Source organism: Streptomyces sp. NPDC006335 (assembly GCF_040612795.1).
In the GTDB taxonomy this organism is placed as follows: domain Bacteria; phylum Actinomycetota; class Actinomycetes; order Streptomycetales; family Streptomycetaceae; genus Streptomyces.
The window spans coordinates 819763-835747 of the sequence record NZ_JBEXQX010000002.1; the positions used below are offsets into that span (position 1 = coordinate 819763).

Annotated in this window: 16 protein-coding genes and 1 pseudogene; 11 read left to right on the forward strand and 6 right to left on the reverse strand. The window is 70.9% G+C overall.

Annotated features, from left to right (window positions below; translation table 11 throughout):
* Positions 1-52 precede the first annotated feature (52 nt).
* Positions 53-463, reverse strand: coding sequence for a CBS domain-containing protein (locus tag ABZ098_RS09655; protein ID WP_356588923.1), 411 nt, complete (start codon positions 461-463; stop codon positions 53-55).
* Between the two features lie 187 nt (positions 464-650).
* A complete protein-coding gene (gene hisN / locus ABZ098_RS09660) occupies positions 651-1451 on the reverse strand; it encodes a histidinol-phosphatase (RefSeq protein ID WP_356588925.1) in 801 nt (266 codons plus the stop codon).
* Positions 1452-1671: 220 nt separating this feature from the next.
* On the opposite strand from hisN, the gene ABZ098_RS09665 reads away from it, so the two are divergent.
* A complete protein-coding gene (locus ABZ098_RS09665) occupies positions 1672-2280 on the forward strand; it encodes a TetR/AcrR family transcriptional regulator (RefSeq protein WP_356588927.1) in 609 nt (202 codons plus the stop codon).
* A 6-nt stretch (positions 2281-2286) separates the two neighbouring features.
* Here ABZ098_RS09665 and ABZ098_RS09670 read toward each other — a convergent pair whose 3' ends face one another.
* The 4 genes and pseudogenes from ABZ098_RS09670 to ABZ098_RS09685 form a co-directional block, all read right to left on the reverse strand.
* Positions 2287-2610 carry a multidrug efflux SMR transporter gene (locus ABZ098_RS09670; protein WP_125189792.1) on the reverse strand — a complete coding sequence of 108 codons (324 nt, stop codon included), beginning with the start codon at positions 2608-2610 and terminating at the stop codon, positions 2287-2289.
* Between the two features lie 76 nt (positions 2611-2686).
* Positions 2687-3697, reverse strand: a complete 1011-nt coding sequence (gene rsgA / locus ABZ098_RS09675) for a ribosome small subunit-dependent GTPase A (RefSeq protein ID WP_356588929.1) — start codon at positions 3695-3697, stop codon at positions 2687-2689.
* Between the two features lie 12 nt (positions 3698-3709).
* Complete coding sequence (gene aroA / locus ABZ098_RS09680; protein WP_356588931.1) at positions 3710-5035, reverse strand: 3-phosphoshikimate 1-carboxyvinyltransferase; 1326 nt, start codon at positions 5033-5035, stop codon at positions 3710-3712.
* Positions 5036-5118: 83 nt separating this feature from the next.
* Positions 5119-5912: pseudogene (locus ABZ098_RS09685) on the reverse strand (M50 family metallopeptidase).
* Between the two features lie 50 nt (positions 5913-5962).
* Between ABZ098_RS09685 and ABZ098_RS09690 the strand changes: the two are divergent.
* From ABZ098_RS09690 to ABZ098_RS09735, 10 genes are all read left to right on the forward strand, one after another.
* Positions 5963-6778 (forward strand): SOS response-associated peptidase, encoded by an 816-nt coding sequence (locus ABZ098_RS09690; RefSeq protein ID WP_356588933.1) that lies wholly within the window; start codon positions 5963-5965, stop codon positions 6776-6778.
* Position 6779: 1 nt separating this feature from the next.
* Entirely contained in the window at positions 6780-7415 is a 636-nt protein-coding gene (locus ABZ098_RS09695) for an alpha/beta family hydrolase (protein ID WP_356588935.1), read from the forward strand.
* A 257-nt stretch (positions 7416-7672) separates the two neighbouring features.
* Complete coding sequence (gene sigR / locus ABZ098_RS09700; protein ID WP_053847920.1) at positions 7673-8356, forward strand: RNA polymerase sigma factor SigR; 684 nt, start codon at positions 7673-7675, stop codon at positions 8354-8356.
* Positions 8353-8664 carry a mycothiol system anti-sigma-R factor gene (gene rsrA / locus ABZ098_RS09705; protein WP_356588937.1) on the forward strand — a complete coding sequence of 104 codons (312 nt, stop codon included), beginning with the start codon at positions 8353-8355 and terminating at the stop codon, positions 8662-8664. The genes sigR and rsrA overlap by 4 nt, the downstream gene beginning before the upstream one ends.
* A gap of 110 nt (positions 8665-8774) precedes the next feature.
* On the forward strand, positions 8775-10091 hold the full coding sequence (locus ABZ098_RS09710) for an HD-GYP domain-containing protein (protein WP_356588939.1): 1317 nt from the start codon (positions 8775-8777) through the stop codon (positions 10089-10091).
* Positions 10092-10128: 37 nt separating this feature from the next.
* Entirely contained in the window at positions 10129-11388 is a 1260-nt protein-coding gene (locus tag ABZ098_RS09715; protein ID WP_356588941.1) for an HD domain-containing protein, read from the forward strand.
* A gap of 104 nt (positions 11389-11492) precedes the next feature.
* Complete coding sequence (locus ABZ098_RS09720) at positions 11493-12473, forward strand: hypothetical protein (RefSeq protein ID WP_118082460.1); 981 nt, start codon at positions 11493-11495, stop codon at positions 12471-12473.
* Positions 12474-12599: 126 nt separating this feature from the next.
* Entirely contained in the window at positions 12600-13250 is a 651-nt protein-coding gene (def, locus tag ABZ098_RS09725; protein ID WP_356588943.1) for a peptide deformylase, read from the forward strand.
* 281 nt (positions 13251-13531) lie between these two features.
* Positions 13532-14617, forward strand: coding sequence for an epi-isozizaene synthase (gene cyc1, locus ABZ098_RS09730; RefSeq protein ID WP_356588945.1), 1086 nt, complete (start codon positions 13532-13534; stop codon positions 14615-14617).
* On the forward strand, positions 14614-15984 hold the full coding sequence (locus ABZ098_RS09735) for a cytochrome P450 (RefSeq protein WP_356588947.1): 1371 nt from the start codon (positions 14614-14616) through the stop codon (positions 15982-15984). The genes cyc1 and ABZ098_RS09735 overlap by 4 nt, the downstream gene beginning before the upstream one ends.
* Position 15985: the final 1 nt, after the last annotated feature.

Below are 15985 nucleotides of genomic sequence, written 5' to 3' on the forward strand. Positions count from 1 at the left end.
ACCAGAATCCGAACGGGTGTGAGTTTGGAGAGCTGCTCGATTTGGATTGAGTCTAATGTGACGAACCGGTGGTGGCCGGTACGCGCTGCCGTGCCGGTGCCCAGCAGCGGATGATGTCGCGCACCGAGACGATGCCCGTGGGCTCGCCGTCGTCCAGCACGATCAGGTGCCGGAAGCCGCCGTGGGCCATCGCCTGCGCGGCCTCCTCCAGGGTCCAGGTCGGGGTGGCGAAGACGACGTCGGTGGTGGTGTGGGCGTGGGCGTACTCCGAGTCCGGGCTCTGGCCCAGCCCTACGGAGTTCAGGATGTCGCGCTCGGTCAGAATGCCTGTGCCGGTGCCGTCGGGATCGAGGACCACGGCCGCGCCCACCCGGCGGGCGGACATCAGGGCGGCGGCCTGGCGGAGTGTGTGGGCGGGGCCGATGGTGAGGACCACCGTGCTCATGGCGTCGCGGACGAGCATGGGTTCGCAGTCACCTCCTGGGAACCAATGAGTTCGTTCATTGGTTCACAAGTTCACAAATGAGGGTCCCCTCAGAGTCCCAGGTAAAGCGAGGGTCAACAAGAGGGCGCGCGCCGCCGATTGAGGGCGTGCGCGCTCAGATGTGCTGCCCGGGAGCGCTCCGGGTCCTGGCCGCGCTCCCCGGGGCCTAGTAGCGCTCGTTGAGGTACCCCAGGAACTCGTCGTGCAGCAGTCCGTTGGAGGCGGCGGCGTTGCCGCTGTGCGGGCCGGGGCGGCCGTCGAGGCCGGTGAAGGTGCCCCCGGCCTCCGTGACGACGATCGCGTTCGCCGCCATGTCCCACAGGGAGAGCTCCGGTTCCGCGCACATGTCGATCGAGCCCTCGGCGACCATCATGTACGGCCAGAAGTCGCCGTACGCGCGCGTGCGCCACACCTCGCGGGTCAGGTCCAGGAAACCGCCCAGTCGGCCCTGGTCCTCCCAGCCGGTGAGCGAGGAGTACGCGAAGGAGGCGTCGGTGAGCTTGCCGACCTTGGAGACGTGCAGGCGGGAGGCGGAGGTGAGGCTGCGGCCGCTGAAGGCGCCGTTGCCCTTCGCGGCCCACCAGCGGCGGCCGAGGGCCGGGGCGGAGACCACACCGACGACGGGCTGGTAGCCGCCCTCCGCCGCCTCCATCAGGGAGATCAGGGTGGCCCAGACGGGCACGCCCCGGACGTAGTTCTTGGTGCCGTCGATGGGGTCGATGACCCAGCGGCGCGGGCCGGTGCCCTCGACGCCGTACTCCTCGCCGAGGACGGCGTCGCGGGGGCGGGCGCGCTTGAGGTGGCCGCGGATCAGTTCTTCCGCGGCCTTGTCCGCCTCACTGACCGGGGTCATGTCCGGCTTTGTCTCGACCTTGAGGTCCAGTGCCTTGAAGCGGTCCATGGTGGTCGCGTCGGCCGCGTCCGCGAGGACGTGGGCGAGGCGGAGGTCGTCGAGGTAGTCCGGCATGCCCGAACGGTATCCGGGGGTGCCTGTACGGGGCTACCAGGGCCGCAGTGTGGACAGTGCGAAGGCGCGCCGGGGCGGGTCGGGCGCCGACCGCGGGCCGGCGGGGGCCGGTCGCGCCGTTCTCCGTGCCCCCTGCGCGGGCGCATGCCCTCGCGAACCCTTGACAGTGCCCCCGCACGCGTCAAATCTGGGCGCAGAGCTGCTTGCTCCCTGGGAGGCGATGATGCCTGCTGCGCGGGAATCTCTGCTGGATGCCGCTTACGCGGCGTTGGCGCGCCGGCCGTGGTCCGCCGTGAGGATGGTGGACGTCGCGGCGGCGGCCGGAGTGTCCCGGCAGACGCTGTACAACGAGTTCGGGAGCAAGGAAGGGCTGGCCCGCGCGCTGGTCAGACGAGAGGCCGACGGCTACCTCGTCGGCGTCGACCGGGCGCTCACCGCGCACGGCGACGCCCGTGAGCGGCTGACCGCGACCGCCGAGTGGACCACCGCCTCCGCCCGGGAGAACGCGCTGGTGCGAGCCATGCTCACCGGCTGCTGGAGCGAGCGGCTGCCGTCGCCGACGCTCACGGCCGTACCGTCCTCCTCCGCCGTACCGGCACAGCGCCGGGCCGACGGACCGCTGCCGACACCCGGTGACTTCGTGGCACTGGTGCGCGACCGCGCCGTCTTGGTCCTGGCCGGACCCGGCGTCCACAAGTCGGACGTGCCCGACCTCGCCCGCTCCTGCGAACTCGCCGTCCGCCTCGCGCTGTCCTGCGTGGCGGCCCCGCCGGGCGAGGGCGGGGTCGCGGAGCTGGTGCGGAGCGCGCTGCACCGGCAGTACGCGTGAACGCGCCTAGTGCGACGAGCCCGACAACTGGAGTCCGATCACCCCGATGATCACCAGGCTGATCGAGACGATCTTCAGCGTCGACACCAGGTCGTCGAGGAAGATCATCCCGTAGATCGCGGTGCCCGCCGCGCCGATGCCGGTCCACACGGCGTAGGCGGGGCCGACGTCCAGCTTCTTCAGGGACAGGGTCAGCAGGCCGAAGCTGCCGAGCGCGAAGATGCAGAACGCGATCGTGGGCCACAGCCGGGTGAAACCGTGGGAAAGCTTCAGACACACGGCGAAACCGGTCTCCAGCAACCCGGCCACCACCACCAGCAGCCACGCCATGTGCTGTCCTCCCGTATGTCCGGCTCGGTGCGAGTATGCACTTACCGAACTCGCGTACAGCCAAACAACGCGGAGGTCAGTCCCCCTCCGTCCGCTCCCGCGTCGACAGCAGCCGCCGCAGGGAGTACAGGCGGGCCGGGTCGGCGTGGCCCTCGGCCACCCACTCGTCCAGCGCGCAGTCCGGCTCGTCATGACTGCACGCGCGCGGACAGTTCTCGGTTCCCGGCTCCAGGTCGGGGAACGCGTGGATCACCCGGGACGGATCCACGTGGTGCAGCCCGAACGACCGCAGGCCCGGGGTGTCGATCACCCAGCCGTCGTCGCCCGCCAGAGGCAGCGCCAGCGCCGACGTCGTGGTGTGCCGGCCGCGGCCGGTCACCGCGTTGACGTGGCCGGTCAAGCGCCTGCGGTCCTCCGGGACCAGCGCGTTGACCAGGGTCGTCTTGCCGACGCCCGAGTGCCCGACGAACGCCGTGATCTTGCCGTCGAGCTGCTCGCGCACCCGGTTGACCGCGGCGCCGCTCTCCAGCTCCTCGCGGCTGGTGACGACGTAGGGGATGTCCAGGTCGCCGTAGAGCTCCAGGAGTTTGTCCGGCGGGGCCAGGTCCGACTTGGTCATGACCAGGAGCGGGGTGAGCCCGCCGTCGAAGGCCGCCACCAGGCAGCGGTCGATGAGGCGGGGGCGGGGTTCCGGGTCGGCGAGGGCCGTGACGATGGCGAGTTGGTCGGCGTTGGCGACGACCACCCGCTCGTAGGGATCGTCGTCGTCGGCGGTGCGGCGCAGGACCGAGGTGCGTTCCTCGATGCGGACGATCCGCGCGAGGGTGTCCTTCTGGCCTGACAGGTCGCCGACCAGGGCCACCCGGTCGCCGACGATCGCGGCCTTGCGGCCCAGTTCGCGGGCCTTCATGGCCATGACGATCCGGTCGTCCACGAGGACGGTCAGCCGGCCCCGGTCGACGGTGAGGACCATGCCCCAGGACGCGTCCTCGTGCTTGGGCCGGATGTGGGTGCGCGGCCGGTTGCCCTTGCGGTTGGGGCGGCTGCGGATGTCGTCCTCGTCGGTGTGCTTGCCGTAGCGGCGCATGGCGCGCGTCCCCTACGCCTTCTCGCTCCCGAGCATCCCGCTCCACAGGTCCGGGAAGTCCGGCAGGGTCTTGGCGGTCGTCGCGACGTTCTCGATGCGCACCCCCTCGACCGCGAGGCCGATGATCGCGCCGGCCGTCGCCATGCGGTGGTCCTCGTAGGTGTGGAAGATCCCGCCGTGCAGGGGGCGGGGGCGGATGTGCAGGCCGTCGGCCGTCTCGGTGACGTCACCGCCGAGTTCGTTGATCTCCTTGGTGAGCGCGGCCAGCCGGTCCGTCTCGTGCAGGCGCAGATGGGCCACCCCGCGCAGAGTGGAGGGGGAGTCCGCGAGGGCCGCCACGGCCGCGATGCCGGGGGTCAGCTCGCCCACCTCGCCCAGGTCGACATCGATGCCGTGGATCGCACCCGAACCGGTGAACACCAGGCCGTAGTCGGTGAGTTCGCAGGAACCGCCCATCTCGGTGAAGATCTCGCGCAGCCGGTCACCGGGCTGGGTGGTGCGGGCCGGCCAGTCCGGGACGACGACCTTGCCGCCGGTCACCAGGGCCGCCGCCAGGAACGGCTGGGCGTTGGAGAGGTCGGGCTCGATCGTGAGGTCCCGGCCCAGCAGGGCGCCCGGTGTGACCCGCCACACGTTCGGCTCGCCGCCCGACTCCGGGGTGTCCACCTGGGCGCCGACCGCGCGCAGCATGTCCACGGTCATCCGGATGTGCGGCATCGACGGCAGCGTCGAGCCCACGTGCCGGACCTCGACGCCCTGGTTGAAGCGCGGGGCGGAGAGCAGGAGCGCCGACACGAACTGGGACGAGGAGGACGCGTCGATCTCGACCGTCCCGCCGTCCAGGGCGCCCCCGCCGTGCACCGTGAGCGGCAGCGCGCCACGGCCGTCGTCGTCGATCCGCGCCCCGAGGACGCGCAGGGCGTCGATCACACCGTGCAGGGGGCGTTCGTACGACCTCGGGTCGCCGTCGAAGCGGATCGGGCCGTCGGCCAGCGCGGCGACAGGGGGCAGGAAGCGCATGACGGTGCCGGCGTTGCCGACCTCCACCGTGGCGGGGCCGCGCAGGCCCGCCGGCAGGACACGCCAGGTCTCACCGGTGCCGTCGGGGCCGACCCCCTCTTCGATGCCCACGCCCATCTCGCGGAGGGCCGCCGCCATGAGGAGGGTGTCGCGGGAGCGCAGGGGGCGGCGGAGCCAGCCCGGCTCGCTGGCGAGGGCGGCCAGGACGAGGGCCCGGTTGGTGACTGACTTCGACCCCGGTACGTGGACCGTCGCGTCGACGGCTGCGCTCGCATGGGGGGCGGGCCAGAGGGCGGTGTCTGAGGGGTTCGAAGCCATAGGGCCACTTTAGTAGGGGCGGTGTCTTCGGTGCGGCGCCGTTCGGAGCGGCCGTGCGCCCGTGACACGCCGACCAGGGGCGGTCACACCTCCAGCAGCCACCTGCCGCCGCCTATCAGTGAGCACAGGCTCACCGCGTGGAACAGGAAGAGCCACAGTCCCGCGGGCACGTGCGTCAGGCGGGACAACTGGTCCGCGTCCGAATCACCCGCCCCGCCCCTCGTGCGCTTCGCCTGTAGCTCGAAAGCGGGACGCACCCCGCCCAGCAGCAGGAACCACACCACCGCGTACGCGAACGCCGCCTGCACCTGGGGCCCGGCGAGCCAGGACACCACCACGAACGTGCCGCCGGTGAGCACCACCGTCAGCGCCCCGTACGCGTTGCGGATCATCACCAGCATCGCCACCAGCAGGGCCGTGGCCGCCCACTGGTGAGCACCACCGTCAGCGCCCCGTACGCGTTGCGGATCATCACCAGCATCGCCACCAGCAGGGCCGTGGCCGCCCACAGCAGCAGGGTGATGCGGCCGGCGGCCAGGAGGGCAGCGCCGCCGAGGCCGAGCAGCGGGGGAGCGGTGTAGCCGGCCGCCGCGGTGAGGATCATGCCGAGGCCGTGCGGCTTGCCCCGGCTGAGCGTGAGTCCGCTGGTGTCGGAGTGCAGCCGTATGCCGGTGAGCCGGCGTCCGGTCAGCAGGGCGACCAGACCGTGGCCGCCCTCGTGGGCGATGGTGATGGCGTTGCGCGAGAGCCGCCACAGCGGATGCGGGACCACTATGGCCAGCGCCGCCGCCAGGGTGGCCAGCACCACCCACAGGTCGGGGTCGGGCTGGAGGCCGGTGAGCTCGTCCCAGAGAGAGGTCGCTGTGCTGGTGTCCATGTTTCCCGGTGGCTCCCTCTCGTCGTACGGAGTCTGGCAGTGTGGCACGTATGTGCGGACGGTATGCAGCCAGTCGTGGGCCCGAGGATCTCGCAGGAATCTTTGAGATCGAGAAGTGGGAACCCGAGGAGACCCTGGAACCCGACTACAACGTGGCCCCGACCAAGGAGGTCTATGCCGTCCTCGACCGTCCTCTCAGGGACGTCGAGGACCCCCGGCCGGTTCGGCAGTTGCGGAAGCTGAAGTGGGGGCTGGTCCCGAGCTGGTCGAAGACGCCCGAGGGCGCGGCCCGGATGATCAACGCGCGCGCGGAGACCGTGCACGAGAAGCCGTCGTACAAGAGGGCCTTCGCCACCCGCCGCTGCATCATCCCGGCCGACGGCTACTACGAGTGGGTCACCGGGACCGGCGAGCGGGAGCTGGAGGTCGAGGGCAAGAAGAAGCGACCGCGCAAGCAGCCCTACTTCGTGCTGCCCGCCGACGGTTCGGTGTTCGCGATGGCCGGGCTGTACGAGTTCTGGCGGGACAAGACCCTGCCCGACGACCACCCGCAGGCCTGGTGGGCGACCTGTTCGGTGATCACCACCGAGGCGGAGACCGGCCCGCTCGCCGTCTCCCCGGCCGACGGCCCGCGCTCCCTCGCCGACATCCACCCCCGGATGCCGCTGATGCTGACCCCGGACCGCTGGGACACCTGGCTCGACCCCTCCCGAACGGACGTGGAGGACCTGCGCTCCCTGCTGGCGGCCCCGCCCGAGGGGCTCATGCGCGCCTATCCGGTCTCCACCGCCGTCAGCAACGTCCGCAACAACGGCCCGGAGCTGCTCAAGGAGCTGGAGGGGCCCGAAGAGGGCACACTCTTCTAGCGTGACGACCAGCGAGATCATCAGCACCGAGGCGGGGGACGCCCGCATCACCTGGCATCCAGCACGGCGGAAGGCACGGCTCGTGCTGGCCGTCAGCCACGGTGCCGGCGGCGGCGTCGAGGCACGGGACCTCCAGGCGCTCGCCCGGGTGCTCCCCGGCCACGGGGTGAGCGTGGCGCTGGTGGAGCAGCCCTGGCGGGTGGCCGGCAAGAAGCTCGCACCCGCCCCGAAGACGCTCGACGTGGGATGGCGGGGCCTGTGGCCCGCTCTGCTGAAGCCCGGCCTGCCGGTGATCTCCGGCGGGCGCAGCGCGGGCGCCCGGGTCGCCTGCCGTACGGCCGTGGAGCTGGGCGCCGCCGCCGTCCTCGCCCTCGGCTTCCCGCTGCACCCGCCCGGCAAGCCGGAGAAGTCCCGCGCCGACGAACTGCTCGGATCCGGGGTGCCCACCCTGGTCGTCCAGGGCGGCAACGACCCGTTCGGGAGGCCGGAGGAGTTCCCGGCCGGCTCCTTCGATCTGGTCGAGGTGCCCTACGGCGATCACGGTTTCGCCGTGCCGAAGCGGGCGGAGATCACCCAGGACGAGGCCGTGACGGTCATCACGGACGCGGTCGTGAAGTGGGTCGGGTCACTGGGGTGAAGCCCCGGGAATGCTGAGCCGCGGACCTCTGTTGAGGCGGACAGAAGCGCTGAAGACACAGCGCGGACCGTCGTAGAGAGGAAGTCCGCCGCATGGGTTCGACCTTCTGCCCGAGCCGAAGCAGCCGTGCTGACCTGGACTGGACGGTGCTGCATGCGGCCAAGACCACCCCTATTCGAGGGGCGGCCGGGACGGGTAGTCGTCTATCCTCCAATTCCGGTGGCACCGGTCTCGGTGCTGCCCGGAATCTTGAGGAGGTGGGTCCGGTCACTGGGATCGACGCAGGGACCGACAACGGCCAGGCGGAGCTGCCCGAGGGCCAGGGCGCGAGCACGGAGTCCACTGCGGAGCGCACCGCGCGCTTCGAGCGGGACGCGCTCGAATTCCTCGACCAGATGTACTCGGCCGCCCTGCGCATGACGCGCAACCCGGCCGACGCCGAAGACCTGGTGCAGGAGACGTACGCCAAGGCGTACGCGTCCTTCCACCAGTTCCGTGAGGGGACCAACCTCAAGGCGTGGCTGTACCGGATCCTCACCAACACGTTCATCAACTCGTACCGCAAGAAGCAGCGCGAACCCCAGCGCTCCGCGGCCGAGGAGATCGAGGACTGGCAGCTCGCGCGTGCCGAGTCGCACATGTCGACCGGTCTGCGCTCCGCGGAGTCGCAGGCACTCGACCACCTGCCCGACTCGGACGTGAAGGAAGCGCTCCAGGCGATCCCCGAGGAATTCCGCATCGCCGTCTACCTCGCTGACGTAGAGGGCTTTGCGTACAAGGAGATCGCGGACATCATGGGGACACCCATCGGTACGGTGATGTCCCGCCTGCACCGTGGCCGCCGTCAACTGCGCGGCATGTTGGAGGACTACGCGCGCGAGCGCGGGCTCGTCCCGGCCGGCGCCGGGGAGTCGAACGAAGCGAAAGGCTCGGGCTCATGAGCTGCGGAGAGCCGCACGAGACGGACTGCAGCGAGGTACTCGATCATCTCTACGAGTTCCTCGACAGCGAGATGCCGGACGTCGATCGCGCCAAGTTCAAGCAGCACTTCAACGAGTGCTCGCCGTGCCTGGAGAAGTACGGCCTCGAAGAGGCCGTGAAGAAGCTCGTCAAGCGGTGCTGCGGTCACGACGACGTGCCGACCGACCTGCGCGCCAAGGTCCTGGGGCGGCTCGACCTGATCCGCTCCGGGCAGGCCGTGCCGGACCACGACGTGACGGCATCGCCGGTGACTCCGCAGGAGTCCTGAGCAGCCGCCGTCGTTCACTCGAACGTGCTAATCGGCAGGTGATCACCCCGCCCCGCCTCCCTCCGCCGTCCTAGGCTCCTCGCAACTGTGCGGACTGGGCTGGAGGGGACATGGAGGCGGTGCCGGCACGTGCGCGTGCGTACGTCGCCGGTGTCGCCGTAGCCGCACTGCTCTGTCTGTTGCCGCTGTCGGCCGTGCGCACTCCCTGGTGGGCTCTTGCCCTGCTCGCCGCGGTGTACGCCGGGTGCGAGCAGGTGGCCGCACGGTGGCGGTTCGCGGGCACCTTCTATCCCGTCCTGCTCGCCGGCGCCTTTCTGCTGTCGCCCCCGGCCGCCGCCCTCGTGGCGCTGCCGGGGGCGCTGCTGTCCCCGGTCGAGCGGCGCCCGCGCGGGCTGCGCCGGATCTGGCGGGCCGCACAGCTCGCGGTGAGCGTGTGGACGGCGGCGCGGGTGCACGGGGCGCTGGGCGGCCGGGACGCGGTCGCGACCGCCGACTTCCCGTACGCGCTGCTCCCGGCCGGGGCCGCGGTGCTCGTCTTCTGCCTGGTGCTGAGCCTGCTGGACGGCGGGATCCTGGCGCTCGCCGAGAGGATTCCCGTACGGCGGGCCTGGCGCGGCCTGTTCCTCCGCTCCCTCGCCCCCGTCGCCGTGCACGGGCTGGCCGGGCTGATGATGGCCGTGCTGTGGCGCAGTCCGTACGGTCCCGTCGCCGCGTTGCTCGTGCTGCTGCCGATGTGTGTGTCGTGGTGGGTGTTCGCGCAGTACCACCGGGAGCGGGCGGCCCATCAGGCCACCATCCGGGCGCTGGTGCAGGCCGTCGACATCAAGGACGAGTACACGCGCGGACACAGCGAGCGGGTGGGGCAGGCGTCGATGATGATCGCGCGGGAGCTCGGCATGGACGACGCCCGGATCGAGGTGCTGCGGTTCGCCGGCATCCTGCACGACGTCGGCAAGCTCGGCGTGCCGACCCGGCTGCTCAGGAAGGACGGGCCGCTGACGCCGGAGGAACGGCGGGTCATCGAACTGCATCCCGAGTACGGGCACGAGATGGTGCGGGGCATCTCCTTCCTCGGTGAGGCCCGGGCCGCCGTACTGCACCACCACGAACGGCTGGACGGGAGCGGGTACCCGTACGGACTGGTGGGCGGTCAGATCCCGGAGTCGGCACGGGTGGTGGCCGTCGCCGACGCCTTCGACGCGATGACGTCCACCCGCTCCTACCGGCGGGCCCGGCCCGTCGGGGCCGCGCTGGAGGAGCTGGAGCGGTGCGCGGGCAGCCAGTTCGACCCACGGATGGTGACGGCCCTCGTCCAGGCGCTGGCCCGGGACGGCTGGCGTCCGGCGGTCACGGCCGACGAGACCGACGAGGCCGGTGTGCCGCGTCCCCGGCCGACCGTCGCGGGACGGCCGGGGGTACGCCGGTGAGCGGGCCGACCGTCGCGTGGCGACCGGGGGTACGCCGGTGAGCGCCCCGAGGTCACCCCGACGGCGGTCGCCGCTCCTCACCCTCGTCCACACCTGCGCCGCCCTGCTCGCCCTCGGCTCCCTCGCCTTCGTCCTGTGGACCGGCCTCGAGGAGCGCGGCACCGCCCTCGCCTTCGGTGTGCTGATCACCGTGGGTGAGCTCAACCGGCGCAGCGGCCCGCACGTCAGGGAGGCCGCGCCGCTCGGAGCCGCCGGGGCGCTGTCGTACGCCCTGCTCGGCGAGAACGCCGGCGCGCCCACGCACCACGGCGTCACTCAAGCCGTCACCGTCGTCCTCGCCGCCTCCCTGGTCGGCAGCGTGCCGCACGTCGGACGCGGGCAGGGGCCGACCGCCGACCAGCTGGCCCGCCGCGTCCTCACCGTCGGGTTCGCCGCCGTGTGCTTCCAACCCCTGTACAACCAGGGGACGTTCACCCAGTGGGGCGGCCCCGCCTACGCCCTGCTCCTGCTCGCCCTGCTCTCGCTCACCGCGCTGTGCGACGCGGTGCTCGCGGCCGCCCTGGCGCACTCCCGCACCCGCTGGCCCTTCGGCCCGCTGCTCAGGGACGAGCTGCGGGCCCTGCTCGGCATCGGGTCCGCCGTCGTCGCCACCGGGGCCGTGATGGCGCTCGCGGTGGCCGTCGCCGGGCTGTGGGCGCTGCCCGTCTTCTCCGTGCCGCTGCTGCTCACCCAGCTCTCCGTCCGCCGCTACGCCGCCGTCCGCTCCACCTACCGGCAGACCATCGCCTCCCTCGCCCGCGCCACCGAGATCGCCGGGTACACGCCCGTCGGGCACGCCCGCAGGGTCGCCGCGCTCAGCCGCGAGGTGGGGCGTGACCTGGGGCTGTCCCGGCCCGAACTCACCGTCCTGGAGTACGCCGCCCTCATGCACGACATCGGCCAGCTCAGCCTCGTCGACCCGGTGCCCGCGGGCGCCACCGCCGCCCTGCCCCTCGCCGAACAGCGCCGCATCGCGCTCCTCGGCGGGGCCGTCGTACGGCAGACGGGCGTCGACGCGGCCGTCGCCGTGGTCGTGGAGCGGCAGGCCGACCCCTGCCGGGAGCAGCCCCTGGCCGCGCGGATCGTACGGGCGGTGAACGCCTACGAGGAGAAGGCACGGGACGCCGGACCCGGGGGGCCGCTCACCGCGCTCGAGGAGCTACGCCTGGGCACCGCGGGGGACTACGCTCCGGAGGTCGTGGAGGCGCTGGCCCGGGTGCTGTCGAGAGACTGTCTGACCTCGCCCGTGACGGGGTAACCCATGGGTAATGAGCGCCCTTCCAAGCACACGTGGTTGGATGCGGGAGAGAGGGTGTCCGGGGGCACAGCCAGCCCACTCGACGGAACCGGCAGGCGGGAATCGTGAGGATCTTCGGCAAGGGACGGCACCGGCCCTCCGCCTCCTGGCGGCAGGCCACCGACCGCGCGTTCACGCTGATCGGAGACGGTCGGTACGAGGACGCGGGCGCGCTGCTGACACGTGCCGCGGACCTGGAGCCGTGGCTGTCCGAGTCCTGGTTCAACCTCGCCCTGCTGCACAAGTTCCGGCACGACTGGGAGCAGGCGCGGGCCGCGGGGCTGCGTGCCGTCGCCCTGCTCGACCGGGAGACCGGGGCGCCCGACTGGTGGAACGTCGGCATCGCCGCGACCGCGCTCCAGGACTGGCCGCTGGCCCGGCGCGCCTGGCAGGCCTACGGGCTGCGGGTGCCGGGCGGTGCGACCGCGGCCGGGGAGCCGCTCGGCATGGACCTCGGCAGCGCGGCCGTACGGCTGTCTCCCGAGGGCGAGGCCGAGGTGGTCTGGGGGCGGCGGCTGGACCCCGCCCGTATCGAGGTGCTGTCGATCCCGCTGCCGTCCTCCGGGCGGCGCTGGGGCGAGGTCGTGCTGCACGACGGGGTGCCGCACGGCGAGCGGACGACCGCGTCGGGCCACGCCTATCCGGTGTTCGACGAGATCGAGCTGTGGGCGCCGTCGCCCGTGCCCACCTGGGTGGTGCTGCTCGAGGCGGCCACCGAGGCGGACCGGGACGCGTTGGAGCAGCTCGCGGCCGACGCGGGGTTCGCCGCGGAGGACTGGTCCTCCTCGGTGCGGCTGCTGTGCCGGATGTGTTCCGAGTCGCGGATGCCGTCGGACGAGGGCGACGGGGAGCATCTGGATCCCCACGATCACAGTGAGCCGGGGCATCCCGGGCCGCTGGGGCACCGCACGGACGGGCAGTTGTGGGTGCCGGAGCGGGAGTGCGGGGTGGCCGCGCCGGCTTCGCTGGTCCGGGGGCTGTTGGACGGGTGGGTCGCGGACAGTCCGGATTCTCGTGATTGGCGGGACCTGGAAGAGGTCTGCTAGGTCGTTGTTCGGTGCGGGTCCGTTGTGGCTGGTCGCGCAGTTCCCCGCGCCCCCTGTGGGGCGCGTCCCCCGTACCCTGTATCAGCAGTCACCCCCTGTTTTGGTTTGAGGAAGGCATCGTCGGTCATGGCCCAGCAGGACACCGATCAGCAGCACGCGGGCGTGCTCCCCGTCGACGACGAGGGGTTCGTCATCGACACCGAGGACACCGAGGAGCGGGAGAACGCCTGGCGTGAGCGCGGCACCTCGCGGCCCATCACCGTCGTCGGGAACCCCGTGCTGCACAAGGAGTGCAAGGACGTCACCGAGTTCGGTGAGGAGCTCGACCGGCTGGTCGCGGACATGTTCGCCAGCCAGCGCACCGCCGAGGGCGTCGGCCTCGCCGCCAACCAGATCGGCGTCGACCTGAAGGTCTTCGTGTACGACTGCCAGGACGACGAGGGCAAGCGGCACGTGGGTGTCGTCTGCAACCCGAAGCTCGTGGACCTGCCCGCCGACCGGCGCCAGCTGGACGAGAGCAACGAGGGCTGCCTCTCGGTGCCCACCGCGTACGCGCCGCTCGCCCGCCCCGACTACGCCGAGGTCACCGGGCAGGACGAGAAGGGCAACCCGGTCAAGGTCCGCGGCACCGGCTACTTCGCCCGGTGTCTGCAGCACGAGACCGACCACCTGTACGGCTACCTCTACATCGACCGGCTCTCCAAGCGTGAACGCAAGGACGCGCTGCGGCAGATGGCCGAGAACGAGCCCCGCTACCCCGTGGTCGCCAACGACTGACGTCCCACAACCCCCGCCCGCACGGCGCCTGTTCGGCAACCACTCCCCGAACAGGCGCCGTTCGCATGTGCGTCGCACGTTCGATCGGAGATGCTCACTTAGTGATCCGATCCGAGTCACACATGGGGAGAATCTCGACACCATGGGGTAGTGAACGAAGCAAATCCGTTCCCAGAATGGTCAGTTGTGGTGCTGAATAGGAAGTGCGGGGATACGCAACGGCGCACGCCCGGTTCAGCGGCAGGGGCGTGCGCCAACTGGCGGCTGGAAGGGGTTTGTTCGTGCCTGCTTTCCCACACAGCACCACATCGACGCCGACGGCGATCGCGGTTCCACCGTCGCTCTCTCTCCCGGTGATCGAGGCAGCGTTTCCCAGGCAACTGCATCCGTATTGGCCCAGGCTCCAGGAGAGGACCCGTACCTGGCTTCTGGAAAAACGGCTCATGCCGGCGGACAAGGTTGCGGAATATGCCGACGGACTGTGCTACACGGACTTGATGGCCGGGTACTACCTCGGCGCCCCCGACGAGGTCCTCCAGGCGATAGCGGACTACAGCGCGTGGTTCTTCGTCTGGGACGACCGGCATGACCGTGACATCGTCCATCACCGTCCGCGCGCGTGGCGGCGGCTGAGGTTCCGGTTGCATGCGGCGCTCGACTCGCCACGCGACCACCTGCACCACGAGGATCCGCTGGTCGCCGCGTTCGCCGACAGCATGGTGCGGCTGTACTCGTTCCTGCCGCAGACGTGGAACACCCGGTTCGCCGGCCACTTCCACGACGTGATCGAGGCCTATGACCGGGAATTCCGCAATCGCACCAGGGGAATCATTCCCACGGTCGGGGAATATCTCGCTCTGCGCCGCCTCACCTTCGCGCACTGGATCTGGACGGATCTGCTGGAGGCGAGCGCGGGATGCGAACTCCCGGACGGGGTGAGGAAACACCCGGCATATCTGCGGGCGGCCCTGCTGAGCCAGGAATTCGCCGCCTGGTACAACGACCTCTGTTCGCTCCCCAAGGAAATCGCGGGAGACGAGGTCCACAATCTCGGAATCAGCCTCATCAAACATGAGGGGCTGACCCTCGAAGAGGCGATCCGGGAAATGCGGCGACTGATCGAGAAATGCGTGGACGCATTCCTCGTGGCCGAGGCCGACGCCCTCCTTTTCGCCGACGGTCTCGACGACGGCACGGTGCGGGGAAAGGAACTGAGCACCGCCGTCCGGGCCTGCGTCCGCAATATGCGCAACTGGTTCAGCACCGTCTACTGGTTCCACCACGAGTCCGGCCGTTACATGGTCGAAAGCTGGGACGACCGGTCCACGCCCCCGTACGTCAACAACGAAGCGGCAGGTGAGAAATGACCGTCGAATCCGTGAAACCCGACACCACGGTGACTCCCGGGTCGGGTGAGCCGCCGTTGGCCGGCGGGGGCGTCCCCGTCCTCGGCCACGGCCTGCGTCTGGTCCGCGATCCGCTGAGCTTCCTGGCCGGGCTGCGGCGGCACGGCGACGTCGTCCGCCTCCGGCTCGGCCCCAAGACGGTGTACGCGCCCACCACCCCCGAACTGACCGGAGCCGTGGCCCTCAACCCGGACTTCATCATCGCCGGTCCGCTGTGGGAGTCCCTGGAGGGCCTGGTCGGCAAGGAGGGCGTGGCCACCGCGAACGGCCCCCAGCACCGGCGCCAGCGGCGCACCATCCAGCCCGCGTTCCGGCTCGACGCGATACCGGCGTACGGGCCGATCATGGCGGAGGAGGCACAGGCGCTGGCCGAGCGCTGGCAGCCCGGTGAGACGGTCGACGCCACCCTGGAGTCCTTCCGGGTCGCCGTGCGCATCGCGGCCCGCTGCCTGCTGCGCGGCGACTACATGGACGAGCGCGCCGAGCGGCTGTGCGTCGCGCTCACCACCGTCTTCCGGGGGATGTACCGGAGGATGGTGATACCCGCGGGGCCGCTGTACAGGCTGCCGCTGCCGGCCAACCTCGCATTCAACCGGGCGCTCGCCGATCTGCATCTCGTGGTCGACGAGATCGTCGCCGAACGCCGGGCATCCGGTCAAAAGCCGGACGATTTGCTGACGGCATTGCTGGCGGCGAAGGACGCGAATGGCGACCCCATCGGGGAACAGGAGATCCACGACCAGGTCGTCGCGATACTCACCCCCGGCGGCGAAACCGTCGCGTCCACGATCATGTGGCTGCTTCAGGTGCTCGCCGAACATCCGGAACACGCGGACAAGGTGTGCGCGGAAGTCGAATCGGTCACCGGTGGCCGTCCTGTGGCATTCGAGGACGTTCGGTCGCTCAGCTACACGAACTATGTGGTGGTCGAGACCATGCGTTTGTGGCCCGCGGTATGGATATTGACGCGGCGGGCGGTACGGGACACCGAACTCGGTGGCTATCGCATTCCGGCCGGGTCCGACATCGTCTACAGTCCGTACGCGATCCAGCGCGATGCGAAGTCGTTCGACGACAGCGCGGCTTTCGACCCGCTGCGCTGGAGTCCCGAGCGGTCCAAGGCGGTTCCGAAACACGCCATGAGCCCGTTCAGCACCGGCAATCGGAAGTGCCCGAGCGACCACTTCTCGATGGCCCAGCTCACGCTGCTCACGGCGGCGCTGGCCCGAAAGTACCGCTTCGAGCAGGTGCCCGGCTCGGACGACACCCCCCGCCCCGGCATCACCCTGCGGCCGAACCGGCTCCTGGTGCGGCCCCTGCCCCGGTGAC

Bases quoted from the DNA above. Each gene is read 5' to 3' on its own strand.
- ABZ098_RS09655 (WP_356588923.1), bottom strand. From the start codon at position 463: ATGCTCGTCCGCGACGCCATGAGCACGGTGGTCCTCACCATCGGCCCC.
- hisN (WP_356588925.1), bottom strand. From the start codon at position 1,451: ATGCCGGACTACCTCGACGACCTCCGCCTCGCCCACGTCCTCGCGGAC.
- ABZ098_RS09665 (WP_356588927.1), top strand. From the start codon at position 1,672: ATGATGCCTGCTGCGCGGGAATCTCTGCTGGATGCCGCTTACGCGGCG.
- ABZ098_RS09670 (WP_125189792.1), bottom strand. From the start codon at position 2,610: ATGGCGTGGCTGCTGGTGGTGGTGGCCGGGTTGCTGGAGACCGGTTTC.
- rsgA (WP_356588929.1), bottom strand. From the start codon at position 3,697: ATGCGCCGCTACGGCAAGCACACCGACGAGGACGACATCCGCAGCCGC.
- aroA (WP_356588931.1), bottom strand. From the start codon at position 5,035: ATGGCTTCGAACCCCTCAGACACCGCCCTCTGGCCCGCCCCCCATGCG.
- ABZ098_RS09690 (WP_356588933.1), top strand. From the start codon at position 5,963: ATGTGCGGACGGTATGCAGCCAGTCGTGGGCCCGAGGATCTCGCAGGA.
- rsrA (WP_356588937.1), top strand. From the start codon at position 8,353: ATGAGCTGCGGAGAGCCGCACGAGACGGACTGCAGCGAGGTACTCGAT.
- ABZ098_RS09710 (WP_356588939.1), top strand. From the start codon at position 8,775: ATGGAGGCGGTGCCGGCACGTGCGCGTGCGTACGTCGCCGGTGTCGCC.
- def (WP_356588943.1), top strand. From the start codon at position 12,600: ATGGCCCAGCAGGACACCGATCAGCAGCACGCGGGCGTGCTCCCCGTC.
- ABZ098_RS09735 (WP_356588947.1), top strand. From the start codon at position 14,614: ATGACCGTCGAATCCGTGAAACCCGACACCACGGTGACTCCCGGGTCG.